Origin of the sequence: Peribacillus sp. NJ11, assembly GCF_030348405.1 — a bacterium.
Taxonomy (GTDB): Bacteria; Bacillota; Bacilli; order Bacillales; family DSM-1321; genus Peribacillus.
In genome coordinates this window covers 4,502,183-4,516,760 of the sequence record NZ_JAUCFO010000001.1, presented here as the reverse complement: position 1 = coordinate 4,516,760, position 14,578 = coordinate 4,502,183, and the positions used below count along the sequence as shown (strand labels likewise).

Genomic DNA, 14,578 nt, shown 5'->3' with positions numbered 1-14,578 from the left:
ACAGTTTATTATATTAATAAAGGAAGAAAAACCTTATCTACAACTATAATGAAGTAAGTCTTTAAAAGGGAAGTGATAGTTAAATGCTTTATATAAGCGATATCGAAAAGATAATTAATAACACATTAAATGAGCACAATTTGGATATTATTTATGAATTTGACAATAATCTAAGTGCACCTATGAGTTATAACGTATCGACCAATACTATAAAATTCAATTACCTTCAAGTTAACGGTTATAAAGGGAAAATTAGAATTAAAGAGACAGAGGAAGACTTTGTTAAAATTATTCTTTATCGTATGATTGGTTATTATTTAGATTTTAAGAAAAACAAACATGATTTAAGGATTTTAATGTATGGTCACGAAGAAGAAAAAGAAAAGCTAAAATCTGAAATAGAAACTAATGCTTGGGATTATGGGAGAACATTAATACCTGAACAACTATTGGAGTCATATGATAAAGTTCGTGAATTAGATAAAATGCTAATAAATTAATGTACTCTAAGAAAATGGAGAGCCGACTTTAAACTAAAACAAGAAAAAGAAGCCTCCTTGGAGAATCTCTCTGGAGCTGACTTTTGAGTTTGACTTGCAAAATGTAAAGAAATATCATTACTCTCCTTACGTTTATGAGGTATCAAGTCATTGGGGAATTGAAATTTCAGAATATATGAACTCAAAAACATGTGCGGTATCGAAAAAGAAGCTAGTAGAATTATGTGAAATTATGGGCAGTTACTTTCAGAAAGGTGATTTTGTAGGGGGAAGAAGCTGAAAAGCGAGATGGTGGGAAGCAATAAAATCGGGGAAGCAACAGCGAAAAACAGTGCTTATTCCATTAAGATTGCTAAACAAAAAGCTGGTACGTCTATTCTTATTTATGCGGTTGATGTAGCAAGAAATAAGAGCGCAAGTAAGCCGGTTAAAGTAATCGATAAAACAGCTCCATCTGCCCCAAGTGTCAATACCGTCTATGATTCTTCGACTTCTATAACTGGTAAAGCCGAAACCAATGCAAAAGTATATGCGGTGGTGGGAACCAAGACAATTGGAGAAGCCACATCAAAAAGCGGTTCGTATACCATGAAGATTTCGAAGCAAAAAGCAGGAATTTCTATTGCCGTTTATGCCTTAGATGCTTCAGAAAATAAGAGCGCCCGCAAAACAGTTAAGGTAATAGACAAAACAGCTCCACCGATCCCAACGGTTAATAAAATAACTAGTAAGACTGTAACGGTTACTGGTAAGAGTGAAAAAGGCGCATCCATTTATATTTACAATGGAAGCAAGAAAATCGGACAAGGTGTAGTAGATAGCCGAGGAAATTATAAAGTGAAAATCAAGGCACAAAAGAAGGGTTCTACTATAAAGGTATACGCTCAAGATAAATCAGGTAACAAGAGTAAAAGTAAAACAACGAAGGTAAGCTAATATTAACCAAAGACAATATCAAAAGCGGTAATACTTTTCCAAGTATTACCGTTCTTCTTTTTGTATATTCTATTAAACAATAATGTTGGTGCACTAGATTATTAGAACAGATTCAACGCTTAATACAAAAAAGAGCTGCTGCATATAAAATCATTCATCTGTAAGGATATATAAATTAGAACGACGTCTATTCCTCCATTTGGTAGACGATACTTTTTATTATTTCCTTTGCCTAAAAAGCGGGTCCCATATGTTGTGACCAAACCATATCGCCATCGATTTTCTTTTCCATTTTCTGAACCAAATATCGTTTTTCTTGAAATGTCTACGTTTACATTAAATACATCCATCAAACAATCTACCGGCTACGATTTAAAGTCTGCAAAGCTTTCTTGAAGAATAGCTTTGCAGACTTGTGGTTACTTGTTTTGCTTAGGTGAAAATCGATGGTATTGCCTTTCGAATCGACAGCACGTTAAGGTACATCCATTGACTTTTTACTTTGATATATGTTTCATCGACTCTCCAATAGTCATTGGTTTGCTTGAGATGACGACGGATTCGTTTGTCATGATGATCATGTTTCCATTTAAATAAATTTCGCTTTTCCATACTGATCACGCACCTTTTTTAGAGTAATAGTATCAGTATGTCCAAGATTTAGAGATTACTTGCAATAATCTTGAAGTTTTCGTACCAGAACCATTTTAGCTACATGGGAGCTGTCTCATCCGTGAACTAGCCTACTTTTCGGACAGCCTCTTTTTGTGTGCTATTTTTTCGTACTAGCCAAATACATTAGCATGTGGAATTTTTCGTCTATTACATGATAATCAAAAAAAGGTCCTGGATCTGTACAGAAACCGATATTTTCACTTTGCGTAATTTGAAATCCGTTGACTGATATATTTTCTTCTATGTATTTTGGATATAAAATATGCTCGTGGGAATTTGGATATAAGGCTGAAATATTTTTCAAGGATTTGGCCGAGTTATCATAATAGGAGTACCCGCCGACAATTGTTGAACTGCTATGGAAATAGTTTTTTAGAACATGAATTGGGAACTGCGGATTGAGCAGTGAAAAATCATTTGCTGTAAAACTATCCACAAAAACATCGATGCTAAGCGGTTTCAATGGAAGATTTAAATCAGAATTCAAAATATAAAGGACATTTGGCTTCGGATTCATACGCTCAATTCTTTTTCTAACCTTCTTGAGCATCGCAAGCGAATAGCCACTGAATACATAGGATGCGCTCGTTTCAAGAACATCGATATATTTGGGTAGTGACACAAAAGCGTCAACGTTTGTTTCCACGATTAACTTGTTTTTTAAATCTACATTTTGTAGAACTTTTTGAAACCAAAAATTACTTTTTTCAAATAAGTTAATCATTTTGGGATTGATCTCTTTAATCGTTTCTTTATCGTAAAAATAAGATGGATAAGGAGACGTCTCGTACAAGTTCGCGGTAATGATAATACCTTCCTCGATAGCTGCCTCGTATCCACAGGTACAAGTTAAACTCCCGGTTTGAATGTAGACTTTTTTAATCGTTATATCTTTCATTTCAAGTGGAATGTGGCACTTCGGACAATAGAGCAGATTTACAAAGGAAAGTGGGATCCCTGTAAAATTCTCTTCTTTGGATGAAGGAGAGCTGGTTTGAACCGCCTTTTCAATCAATTGGATAGCTTTTGAAATGTCTTCTTTTTTCTTGGTCAGCGAGTTTTTTTTATCAATGAGTAAGTTGTTATAGTAGTCGATATCCTCATGGTCCGAGAAGTTTGTGACACGCCGATACGATAAAATTTGTTGAATTTCTAGCAGTGTAAACTGAAATTTTTTCAGCTCAGTAATAAAAGCCATGTCGTCAAGACACAATTGGTTCATTTGATACTGGGTGTTTTTTTTGTCTGGTATTAATAATCCCTGTTCAATGTAATAACGAACGGTATCGGTCGTAACATGAAAAAGCTTTGCAAATGTACCAATTTTCATAGATGCCCCCCAATGAAGAAAGTGGAGTTACTCCACTTTTTTACGAAAATGAATTCAAAAAACTCTCAAATGGCTATTGACATGGAGGAAACTCCAAGTCATATGATGGACTCAAGAAGTGTGAATATTGCGAATAAAATTCGACTGTATTATAGCATACATGTCACAAAAGGAGAAGAACTAGCTATGGATAAGATGGATCGAATGGATGCTCTCTCACTGTGGGCAGCGACTGCAAACAGCTATGAAAAAGAAAAGCTTCTTGAAGGAAATGAAGAGGCGGATGTTGTCATTATTGGCGCAGGTTTCACAGGTCTTTCTTCTGCTTATCATTTGCAAAAATTAGGGAAGAGTGTCATTGTCCTTGAGCAAGAAACGATCGGATATGGCGCCAGCGGTCGTAACGGCGGGATGGTATTGCCAGGCTATAAGCCAACGGTGCAGGAGCTTGCCAAAAAGTATGGTGTCGACGAGGCGAGACAGCTTAACGATCTCTCCCTGTTTAGTGTTGAACTGGTTAAAAAAATCATTGACGAGCATCAAATCAACTGTAACTTTAGAAAGACAGGTCACATTGTGGCGGCTTACAAAGTCAAGCATTTTGAAGGGTTGAAACATGAAAGCGAATACTTAAACAAAAATTTCGGGTACGAATCAAGCGTGCTTGATCGAAGTCAGTTGCATCAAGAGATCGATTCCCCACTTTATTATGGCTGCTTAGTCGACAACTCGAGTTACTCGTTCCAGCCACTGAACTATGCAATTGGTTTGGGAGAAGCAGCTAAATCGATTGGTGCAAAAATCTTTGAGCATTCGAAAGCACTATCTATTGAGTACGGTCAAAACAGTGTGAAAGTTGTAACAGAAAAAGGTGCTGTTACTGCGAAAGACATTATTGTCGCTACAGATGGTTACTCCGGAAAAATCATGAATGAACTGAACAAAGGCGTACTGCCAATATCGGCACGTATTATTGCTACTGAACAGCTTCCAGAATCACTGGTGAGTACCGTCATTCCTAAAGATCGCATGGTTTTTGATACAAGCAATTTCCTTTACTATTTCCGACGTACACCAGATAATCGGATCGTATTTGGCGGTGGCGATATTCGTCCAAACTTAGGCGATACCGTTTATCAAAGTGTTTACGATGCCATGGTTAAAATAATGCCAAAACTAGCAGGAAGCAAGATTGATTTCCGTTGGGGTGGTTTTATCGGGGTTACAATTGATACGTTCCCGGTTATCGGCAGATCCAAAGAAGGAGCATATTTCGCAACGGGTTATACGGGCCACGGCGCTTCCCTCTCGACATTGTTTGGTAAGTTATTGGCACAATGGATCGTTACGGGGAGTGCAGGTGGATATCGATTTGAAAAGGAACGCCTCAAATCATTCCCGTTCTATAATCAGAAAACTATGCTGGTAAATCTAGCACATATTGGTTTCAAACTGAAAGATATTATTGCGTAAAGGAGACTTGTTTATGAAAATTAACATGTTCATTGACGGGAAATGGGTAGAAGCGTTATCCGGTGCTAGACGAAACATTATCAATCCTGCAACCGGAGAGGTGATCGCAACGTCTGCTGATGGATCAGCAGACGATGCGAAGATTGCAATCAAGGCGGCTCGTAAAGCGTTTGACAGCGGGATCTGGTCGAATTTATCAGCTGAAGAAAGAGCTGACTATCTCTATAAGATTGCAGACCGTCTTGAAGAGAAGGCAGCTGAAATTGCTCGTTTGGAAACTGCAAATAACGGTAAGGTTATTCGCGCAACCACTTATGCGGATATTCCGGTATCGATTCAATGCTTCCGATATTATGCTGACTTAATCAAAGGCATGAAAAAGGAATCTTACACTCGTGCTGATTCTTCGGAAACAATTATTATTCATGAACCGATTGGTGTTTGTGGACTTATTGTACCTTGGAACTTCCCGCTTATGTTAGCTGTTTGGCAAATTGCTCCTGCACTCGCCGCAGGGAATACAATTGTACTTAAGCCTGCTGAGGTCACTCCTGTAAGCGTATTCAAATTATTTGAAATTATCGAAGAGATTGGACTTCCGGCAGGAGTGGCAAACTTGGTATTGGGACCTGGATCAAAAGTTGGGAATGAGCTTGCCGAGAGCCATGATGTTGACAAGGTTGCCTTTACCGGCGGAACAAAAACAGGCCAAAGCATTATGCGCGCAGCTGCGGGCAATATGAAAAAAATCACACTTGAACTGGGTGGTAAATCTCCACTTATTGTGTTCGACGATGTGGATTTTGAAACTGCAGTCGAGAATGCGATGTTTGGTATTTTCCACAATGCTGGGCAAGTTTGTTCAGCTGCATCTCGTTTGCTTGTACAGGAGTCCATTTACGATAAGTTTGTTGAAAGATTGGCCGAGCGTGCAAGCAAAATTGTAGTTGGCAACGGGGAAAGCGAAAACATTGAAATGGGAGCCCTCACAAACGAGCCTCATATGAATGAAGTTTTACATTACATCAAGAGCGGAATCGAAGAGGGTGCAAAATTAGTTTGTGGTGGTAAGCGCTTAACAGAAAATGGGCTTGATCGAGGATTTTTTATTGCGCCAACGATCTTTGCTGACGTAAATGCGAATATGCGTATTGTTAAGGAAGAGATCTTTGGTCCAGTCCTTGTTGTACAGAAATTTAAAAATGAGGAAGATGCCATCCAAAAAGCGAATGATTCCATTTATGGATTAGCCGGTGCTGTATTTACTGAAGATATGGATCGAGCAAAACGTGTCATTAGTAAATTGCGTGCGGGAATTACTTGGATTAATAGTTATCATCTCGCTTATGTTGAAGGTCCTTGGGGAGGATATAAGCAAAGTGGAATCGGCCGAGCGCTAGGTGCTGCTGGGCTGGAGCACTTTATGGAAACGAAGCAAATCAATATCCACCAGCATGCCAAGCCTGTAGGTTGGTATGCGAATTAATTGAGCTTAACTTACATCAATTATTTATAGGGGGACATGCTCATGGAAATAGCAGACAACCGTCCGTCATCGAAGAAAGAGCAAGTAGAAGTAATGAATAAGCCAGCGTATGATTCAGTGCTGGGAACCAAAAGTATTCCGTTACTATATTTACGATTTGCTTTGGCAGGAATTATGGCTAACGCGATTCTAGGAGTTGCAGCGGTTGTCGATGGCTATTTCGTCAGTGGCTTTCAGGAGCTGGAAGTCGAAGGGATTGGAATTGGATTTACGGTCATGGTTATTACCCGTATGCTTGGCGTTCTTTTGGGTGTGGGAGCCGGAGCGGTCATTTCACTTCGACTTGGTAAAGGGAAAATCGAAGAAGCTAGAGGTATTATGGGACAAACATTATGGTTTACTCTTTTCTTCTCCATTTTGCTAGCTGTAATTGGAGTGGTCTTTGAAAATCAAATTATGACCTTATTCGGAGCAAGTGATGAAGCGCTTCCATATGCGGTGCAATATAGCCGACTGCTCTGGATTTCATTGCCATTAACGATATTGGCCGTTGTATTAAGTGTTTTAACAAATATCGATGAAAAACCTGTATTATCAATGAACAGTTGGTTAGTCGCAGCAGTTGTTGGTGGGATTACAGAATGGATTATGGTAACGAAGTATGACATGGGGATGATGGGTTCCTCATGGGCCAATACGATTTCGCAATCGATTCCTGTTTTCCTGATCTGTTATTTCTGGTTTGGTAAAACAAAACTTAAGCCAAAAATGAAAGATATGATGATTAATCTCAAGACGATCGGTGAAGTGGCTTGGACGGGCTTTGCATCTTTCTCGAGTCTGTTCATGATGTTTTTTGCCATTATTTTCTTCAACAACATGCTGCAAAGCTACGGTGGTGGGCTGCACGTTGCCGCTTTCACTATTCAAAACGGTTACATTACAAATATGCTCGCCTTAGCAGCGCTCGGTGGGATGACAGGACTTCAACCGATCATTAGTTATAATTACGGTGCAGGCAACCTTGATCGTGTTAAACAAGCAATTAAGATGGGACTCATTTTTACGGTTGCCTTCTTTGTGATTGTGACAGCTATACTAATCATTTTTGCAGATCCAATTGTGTCATTTTTTTCCGTTGGTAATCCTGAATTGCAGAAACTGGGCATTTGGACGACAGTTGTATTCAATTCTTTGTTTACGCTTAATGCAGTCAGCTTGCTTATCTCCGGTTATTTCGAAGCACAAGAGAGAAACTGGTCCGCAACGTTTATTAGTGTTAGCAAAATGCTGTTGTTCATGTTCCCGTTTCTATTTATTTTCCCGAAATTCTGGGGTGTAGAAGGTATATGGTACGCAGCTCCTGCTGCAGAAATTCCAGGCCTTCTCATTGCCATATACTTTATGAAAAAAGAGTTCAAACGTTTAAATGATACAAATGTTAAGACAGTACGTTTATAAAACCTATTCCTTCAAAATTACCTATAAGAAAGAGAGAGGATCATCATGTTTTTTGCGAAAAAACTTACAGCAGAAGAAGCACAACAACTAGGTGTTGACACGTGGGAACCATGGGTAGGTGAACCGGATAAAGGAACGTGGCATTTAGAAGAACAGGAAGTTTTCTTTGTGACAGACGGTGAAGTGTTTATTACTGTTGATGGAGAAAAGTATCATATTACAAAGGACTGGGTCGTTTCCTTGGCTAAGGACCTTGTCTGTGAATGGGATTGTCCAGTATTTTTGAAAAAGAATTATAAAATGAACCATGAGATCAATCTGAAATAATGTGAAATGGGGAGTGGGTAAATGCTAAGCAGATGACTGCACCTGTTGTCAATATTTATACTAGATGTTGACGAAATGTAGTGAAATTTAAGTGAATAAATTTACATACCGTCTGATGAATGCGCTTTCTTTTAAAGGTGCAATAAATACATAGGACGGTTATCTAAAAATAGGAGGTTTCACCATGGCAGTAACGAAAAATGTACAAACGATGAAAAATTATATTGGCGGACAATGGATAGAATCCACAAGTAAACAAGTTGAAGATGTACCAAATCCAGCAACAGGAGAGATCATTGCTCGTGTACCGCTTTCGACTAGAAAAGATTTAGATAGAGCTGTTACAACTGCTAATGAAGCATTCAAAACATGGAGGAAGGTCGCTGTACCTCGACGTGCTCGTATTCTATTTCGCTATCAACAATTATTAGTTGAAAACTGGGATGAGTTAGCTAAACTCATTACGCTAGAAAACGGAAAAAGTTATGAAGAAGCTTACGGTGAAGTGTTACGCGGGATTGAATGCGTTGAATTTGCCGCAGGTGCACCAACTTTAATGATGGGTCAGCAACTTCCGGATATTGCTACTGGTGTTGAATCGGGGATGTATCGTTACCCGATCGGAGTAATCGGAGGAATAACGCCATTTAACTTTCCGATGATGGTTCCATGCTGGATGTTTCCACTCGCGATTGCATGCGGAAACACGTTTGTATTAAAACCATCTGAAAGAACACCGTTACTGGTTAATCGCTTAGCTGAACTGTTTAAAGAAGCAGGTCTTCCAGATGGAGTACTAAATGTTGTGCATGGTGCACATGACGTTGTTAATGGCATTCTTGACAATGAGGATGTGAAGGCTGTATCTTTCGTGGGTTCTCAACCTGTGGCTGAGTATATATATAAAACAGCAGCAGCTAACGGCAAACGTGTACAAGCTCTTGCAGGGGCAAAAAATCATTCGATCGTATTAAAAGATGCGGACCTTAGTTCTGCAGCGAAAGAAATTACAAATGCTGCCTTCGGTTCAGCCGGTGAACGATGCATGGCGGCGGCTGTTGTTGTCGTGGAAGAAGACGTTGCAGATGAGCTCGTTAATAGACTGCTTCAAGCGGCTAATGTTATTACTATTGGCAATGGCCTGGAAGAAGGTGTTTTCCTTGGTCCCGTTATTCGTGAAGGACATAAAGAGCGGACACTCGGCTACATTCAATCCGGTGTTGAGCAGGGAGCGACACTTATTCGTGACGGACGTGAAGACGATGCAGCAAACGGCCAAGGTTATTTTGTTGGCCCAACGATTTTTGACAATGTGACACAGGAAATGAAAATCTGGCAGGATGAAATCTTCGCACCGGTTCTTTCTGTTGTACGCGTAAAAGACTTGACGGAAGCGATAAAAGTTGCTAATGCATCGCCATTCGCAAATGGTGCATGCCTGTACACTAATAGTGCTAAAGCCATTCGTGAATTCCGTGAAGAAATTGATGCAGGTATGCTTGGGGTCAATCTTGGAGTTCCTGCACCAATGGCATTCTTCCCATTCTCAGGTTATAAGAAATCCTTCTATGGCGATCTCCATGCAAATGGAAAAGATGGCGTAGAATTCTATACTCGCAAGAAAATGCTTACCGCTCGTTATTAAAAGGGTGATGTAAAATCATAAAAGGATAGAATGGAGTTGGTGATTGTGCAAGCGACAGAACAAACACAAAATTTGCAAAAAGCAGATGAAAAGTACCTTTGGCATGCAATGAGAGGAGCAGCTCCTAGTCCAACGAATTTAATTATCACAAAAGCAGAAGGGGCATGGGTGACGGATATTGATGGAAATCGTTATTTAGACGGTATGTCCGGTCTTTGGTGTGTGAATGTTGGGTATGGCCGCAAAGAGCTTGCGAGAGCGGCTTTTGAACAGCTTGAAGAAATGCCGTACTTTCCTCTGACACAAAGCCATGTTCCTGCTATTAAGTTAGCAGAAAAATTAAATGAATGGCTTGGTGGTGATTACGTCATTTTCTTTTCTAACAGTGGGTCGGAAGCGAATGAAACGGCGTTTAAAATTGCTCGTCAATATCATCAGCAAAAAGGGGATCATGGACGCTATAAGTTTATTTCACGCTATCGCGCTTACCATGGTAATTCAATGGGGGCTCTTGCAGCAACAGGTCAAGCACAACGAAAGTACAAATATGAACCATTGGGGCAAGGATTTCTGCATGTAACACCGCCTGATACGTATCGCAATCCAGATGATGTTCATACACTGGCAAGTGCTGATGAAATCGAACGTGTCATGACATGGGAGTTAAGCCAAACAGTAGCCGGCGTGATTATGGAGCCGATTATTACCGGGGGCGGAATTTTAATGCCTCCTGATGGATATATGGCAAAAGTAAAAGAAATTTGCAAGAAGCACGGTGCGTTGCTCATTTGTGATGAAGTTATATGTGGATTTGGCCGGACAGGGAAGCCGTTTGGATTTATGAACTATGGCGTCAAACCAGATATCATTACAATGGCAAAAGGTATTACAAGTGCGTATCTTCCTTTGTCAGCAACAGCAGTCAGACGAGAGATTTATGAGGCATACATAGGCAGTGAAGATTATGATCGCTTCCGCCATGTGAATACGTTCGGAGGAAATCCTGCTGCTTGCGCCCTAGCTTTGAAGAATTTGGAAATTATGGAGAATGAGAAACTTATTGAACGTTCCAAAGAATTGGGTGAACGACTGTTATATGAACTAGAGGATGTAAAAGAGCATCCAAACGTAGGAGATGTTCGTGGAAAAGGCCTTCTTTTAGGTATTGAACTAGTGGAAGATAAGCAAACAAAAGAACCGGCTGCCATTGAAAAGGTGAACAAAGTCATCAATGCTTGTAAAGAAAAAGGTTTAATTATTGGTAAAAATGGTGACACTGTTGCAGGTTACAATAATATTTTGCAGCTTTCTCCTCCATTAAGCATCACAGAAGAAGACTTTACTTTTATTGTTAAATCTTGTTAAAAAGCGAAATAGCATGCTGAGAGATATAGCTTTAAATACTGAACTGATCACTCTAAAAGAGTAATTACGAAAGGGATGAGTTTATGAAAGCTGATGTTGTATTGATAAATGGGGAAGTTATTACAGTAGACCAAAAGAATACAGTAGTCGAAGCTGTAGCAATAAAAGATAATCGTATCGCAGTTGTTGGTTCAAATCAGGAGGTTAAGAGTTTTATAGGAGAAAAAACGGATGTAATTGACCTGCAAGGAAAAACGCTTCTTCCTGGATTCATTGATTCTCATATTCACCTCATTTTTTATGGGGTGAATCAGTTGGCGGTAAGTTGTAAAGCTGAACATATCGATTCTATCGAGGCATTGTTAGATGACCTGAAAAAGAAAGCCTTAGAAACTCCTAAAGGTGAATGGATACGTGCTTGGGGCTTTAATGAAACCACTGTGAAGGAAAAGCGTTATCCAACAATCGCTGAGCTGGATGAAATTTCAGTTGAACACCCCATTATTGTATCCCGTACTTGCAACCATATAAGCGTGGTGAACAGCAAAGCATTAGAAATTGCGCAAATTAACGAGAACACACCGGATCCTAATGGGGGAGTTATTGAAAAGAATCAGACAGGAAGGCTTACAGGAAAGTTAATTGAAGCAGCAAATATGGGTATGAACGAGGTTGCAAGTTATACAGAAAGTGAACTGATGAAGGCTGTGAAAATTGCATCAGATCATTTCGTTGCAGCGGGCATTACAAGTATACATGAGGCAGGTGGAAATGGTCCTGAGAGTTACCGTTTACTTCAACAAGCTGTGAAGAGTAAGGATATTCGTGTCCGAATATATGCAATGATATGTCAGGTAAATAACTCCCATGAATTTGTTAATAAAATGGTCGAAGCTGGTGTGCTAACTGGTACCGGAGATGAGAGATTCAAAGTTGGACCAGTTAAATTGTTTACAGATGGAAGTAGCACCGGGCCTACAATTGCAACCCGTGAGTCGTACACCAGTGACTCTAACAATTATGGCATTCTTTATTATAGTGAGGAAGAAATCTACCAGGTTTTAGGTGAAGCACATAAAAAAGGCTATCAAATCACTGTACATGCACAAGGTGATAAAGCCATTGAAATGTATTTAAATTGTGTAGAAAAGGCGTTGGAGGAATCACCAAGAAAAAACCATCGTCATCGGATTGAGCACGCGGGAATTTCTTCACCAGATTTACAAGAGAGAATGAAAAAACTCGAGATGGTTCCTATTCCAAATCCCCCATTTCCATATGAATTCGGAGAGATATATGTCCAACACTATGGTGATCGTGTTAATCACATGTACGCTGTTCGTGATTTTATTGATCGTGGCATCATGGCAGCAGGTGGATCGGACGCGCCAGTTACTGACTATAATCCTTTATTAGGAATTCATGTTGCTGTCAATAGAAAAAGCCAGTCTGGAATGGAGTTTGGTGCTGATCAATCTATAAGCGTAATGGAAGCTATTAAACTATACACCTGGAATGGCGCTTATGCGAGTTTTGAAGAAGAGATAAAAGGAAGCATAGAGGTCGGAAAGTTGGCGGATCTAGTTATATTAAATGACAGCATTTTAAGTGTCAATCCAAACCAAATTAAAGATTTAATAGTAGAAACAACTATTATTGATGGTGAAATTATCTATCAAGAAGAACAATCAGTGAAAATTTAATATATCATAGTTTGCATAAAAATGAAAAAAGGATGGTGTATTTATGAATGCAAATCTAGTATTTATCAATGGTGAAGTTATTACATCAGACAGACAAAACTCAATAGTAGAATCTGTAGCAATAAAGGATAATCGAATAATTGGGGTCGGTTCAAATTTAGAAATGAAGGAATTCATTGGGGAGAAGACTGAAGTTATTGACTTAGCAGGCAAATCTCTTCTTCCTGGATTTATTGATTCTCACACACACCTGGTTTTATATGGGGTTTTTCAGTTGAATATCAGTTGTAAAGAAAGTCACATTGACTCTGTTGCAGCTTTGCTGAATGAGCTTAAGAAAAAATCGTTGGAAACCCCGAAAGGTGAATGGATAAGAGCATGGGGGTTTAATGAAACCACAGTAAAGGAAAAGCGGTATCCAACGATTGCTGAGCTAGATGCCATTTCAACTGATCATCCAATCATCATTACTCGTACATGTGGACATATCTGTATCGTAAACACAGCAGCTTTGGAGAAGGCTGGATTTGACGAAAAGACACCGAATCCTCAAGGTGGAGTAATTGAAAAAAATGAGAAGGGGGAACTTACAGGTAAATTATTTGAAGCTGCAAATATGAAGATGAATGATGTAGCGAGCTATACAGATGATGAACTTATGAAAGCTGTTAAAATCGCGTCGGATCATTTCATTTCAGGGGGTATCACGAGTATTCATGAAGCAGGTACTTTTGATTCTAATTGTTATCGTTTGTTACAAACATCTATAAAAAACAAAGAAATCCGTGTTCGGGTATATGCAATAATTGGTACCATAAATGAATCCGATAAATTTGTAAATAAAATGATGAATGCAGGGATAGTAACCGGTACAGGGGATGAGAAATTTAGAGTCGGGCCGGCTAAAATATTTTTAGATGGAAGTAGCTCTGGCCCAACGATTGCAACTCGAAAACCCTACTCCAGCGATCCTAACAATTCCGGGATTCTTTATTATAGTGAGGAAGAAATATACAAAGTTCTAGGTGAAGCACATAAAAAAGGCTATCAAATTACCGTACACGCTCAAGGTGATAAAGCCATTGAAATGTATTTAAATTGCGTAGAAAGAGCGTTAAAAGAAGCTCCAAGGAAAAATCACCGTCATCGAATCGAGCATGCAGGGATTTCAACCCCAGATTTACAAGAAAGAATGAAAAAACTTGAAGTCATCCCTATTCCAAATCCACCATTTCCATATGAATATGGCGAGATATATGTTCACAATTATGGCGAACGTGTTAATTATATGTACGCTGCTCGTGATTATATAGATAAAGATATTGTTGCAGCGGGTAGTTCAGATGCACCGGTTACTGACTATAACCCTTTATTAGGAATTCATACTGCAGTTAATAGAAAAAGCCAATTTGGAGCCGAAATTGGCACTAATCAATCCATTAGTGTACTAGAAGCTATTAAACTTTACACATGGAATGGCGCTTATGCAAGTTTTGAAGAAGATATAAAAGGCAGCCTAGAGGTAGGGAAATTAGCTGATTTAGTTATATTAAATGACAGTATTTTAAAAGCTGAACCAGACCGTATTAAGGATTTGAAAGTGGAGACAACGATTATTGATGGAGAAATTATCTATCAAAAGGAGAATGGTTTAATAATGAAAAATTAGATCTAAGC

The 14,578-nt window shown here is 39.1% G+C and carries 11 protein-coding genes and 1 pseudogene; 10 read left to right on the top strand and 2 right to left on the bottom strand.

Annotated elements, in window-relative coordinates; translation table 11 throughout:
• The first annotated feature begins 83 nt into the window (after positions 1-83).
• Positions 84-500 carry a hypothetical protein gene (locus tag QUF86_RS22070; RefSeq protein WP_054397148.1) on the top strand — a complete coding sequence of 139 codons (417 nt, stop codon included), beginning with the start codon at positions 84-86 and terminating at the stop codon, positions 498-500.
• A gap of 291 nt (positions 501-791) precedes the next feature.
• Positions 792-1,436: an Ig-like domain-containing protein gene (locus QUF86_RS22065; protein WP_289335678.1), complete on the top strand. Its 645-nt coding sequence runs from the start codon at positions 792-794 to the stop codon at positions 1,434-1,436.
• Positions 1,437-1,797: 361 nt separating this feature from the next.
• On the opposite strand, the pseudogene QUF86_RS22060 reads toward QUF86_RS22065, so the two are convergent.
• Together QUF86_RS22060 and QUF86_RS22055 are read right to left on the bottom strand one after the other, a co-directional pair.
• Positions 1,798-2,048, bottom strand: a pseudogene (locus QUF86_RS22060) (DDE-type integrase/transposase/recombinase); the annotation flags it as partial.
• Between the two features lie 160 nt (positions 2,049-2,208).
• The gene (locus QUF86_RS22055) at positions 2,209-3,441 is read right to left on the bottom strand and encodes a MerR family transcriptional regulator (RefSeq protein WP_289335677.1); all 1,233 of its coding nucleotides are present in this window, start codon (positions 3,439-3,441) and stop codon (positions 2,209-2,211) included.
• A 186-nt stretch (positions 3,442-3,627) separates the two neighbouring features.
• Between QUF86_RS22055 and QUF86_RS22050 the strand changes: the two genes are divergently transcribed.
• The 8 genes from QUF86_RS22050 (at position 3,628) to QUF86_RS22015 (ending at position 14,570) form a co-directional block, all read left to right on the top strand.
• Positions 3,628-4,914, top strand: a complete 1,287-nt coding sequence (locus tag QUF86_RS22050) for an NAD(P)/FAD-dependent oxidoreductase (RefSeq protein WP_141993366.1) — start codon at positions 3,628-3,630, stop codon at positions 4,912-4,914.
• A gap of 13 nt (positions 4,915-4,927) precedes the next feature.
• The gene (locus QUF86_RS22045) at positions 4,928-6,400 is read left to right on the top strand and encodes an aldehyde dehydrogenase family protein (protein WP_289335676.1); all 1,473 of its coding nucleotides are present in this window, start codon (positions 4,928-4,930) and stop codon (positions 6,398-6,400) included.
• Between the two features lie 42 nt (positions 6,401-6,442).
• Positions 6,443-7,861: an MATE family efflux transporter gene (locus QUF86_RS22040; protein ID WP_289316805.1), complete on the top strand. Its 1,419-nt coding sequence runs from the start codon at positions 6,443-6,445 to the stop codon at positions 7,859-7,861.
• Between the two features lie 45 nt (positions 7,862-7,906).
• A complete protein-coding gene (locus QUF86_RS22035) occupies positions 7,907-8,188 on the top strand; it encodes a cupin domain-containing protein (RefSeq protein WP_289316804.1) in 282 nt (93 codons plus the stop codon).
• Between the two features lie 184 nt (positions 8,189-8,372).
• The gene (locus QUF86_RS22030) at positions 8,373-9,833 is read left to right on the top strand and encodes a CoA-acylating methylmalonate-semialdehyde dehydrogenase (protein ID WP_289335675.1); all 1,461 of its coding nucleotides are present in this window, start codon (positions 8,373-8,375) and stop codon (positions 9,831-9,833) included.
• A 45-nt stretch (positions 9,834-9,878) separates the two neighbouring features.
• Positions 9,879-11,198 (top strand): aspartate aminotransferase family protein, encoded by a 1,320-nt coding sequence (locus tag QUF86_RS22025; protein ID WP_289335674.1) that lies wholly within the window; start codon positions 9,879-9,881, stop codon positions 11,196-11,198.
• Positions 11,199-11,281: 83 nt separating this feature from the next.
• The gene (locus QUF86_RS22020; protein ID WP_289335673.1) at positions 11,282-12,901 is read left to right on the top strand and encodes an amidohydrolase; all 1,620 of its coding nucleotides are present in this window, start codon (positions 11,282-11,284) and stop codon (positions 12,899-12,901) included.
• A gap of 43 nt (positions 12,902-12,944) precedes the next feature.
• On the top strand, positions 12,945-14,570 hold the full coding sequence (locus QUF86_RS22015; protein ID WP_289335672.1) for an amidohydrolase: 1,626 nt from the start codon (positions 12,945-12,947) through the stop codon (positions 14,568-14,570).
• The last annotated feature ends 8 nt before the right edge of the window (positions 14,571-14,578 follow it).

Excerpts from the sequence above, each read along its gene's own strand:
- QUF86_RS22070 (WP_054397148.1), top strand. The coding sequence starts at position 84 with ATGCTTTATATAAGCGATATCGAAAAGATAATTAATAACACATTAAAT.
- QUF86_RS22055 (WP_289335677.1), bottom strand. The coding sequence starts at position 3,441 with ATGAAAATTGGTACATTTGCAAAGCTTTTTCATGTTACGACCGATACC.
- QUF86_RS22050 (WP_141993366.1), top strand. The coding sequence starts at position 3,628 with ATGGATAAGATGGATCGAATGGATGCTCTCTCACTGTGGGCAGCGACT.
- QUF86_RS22045 (WP_289335676.1), top strand. The coding sequence starts at position 4,928 with ATGAAAATTAACATGTTCATTGACGGGAAATGGGTAGAAGCGTTATCC.
- QUF86_RS22040 (WP_289316805.1), top strand. The coding sequence starts at position 6,443 with ATGGAAATAGCAGACAACCGTCCGTCATCGAAGAAAGAGCAAGTAGAA.
- QUF86_RS22035 (WP_289316804.1), top strand. The coding sequence starts at position 7,907 with ATGTTTTTTGCGAAAAAACTTACAGCAGAAGAAGCACAACAACTAGGT.
- QUF86_RS22030 (WP_289335675.1), top strand. The coding sequence starts at position 8,373 with ATGGCAGTAACGAAAAATGTACAAACGATGAAAAATTATATTGGCGGA.
- QUF86_RS22020 (WP_289335673.1), top strand. The coding sequence starts at position 11,282 with ATGAAAGCTGATGTTGTATTGATAAATGGGGAAGTTATTACAGTAGAC.
- QUF86_RS22015 (WP_289335672.1), top strand. The coding sequence starts at position 12,945 with ATGAATGCAAATCTAGTATTTATCAATGGTGAAGTTATTACATCAGAC.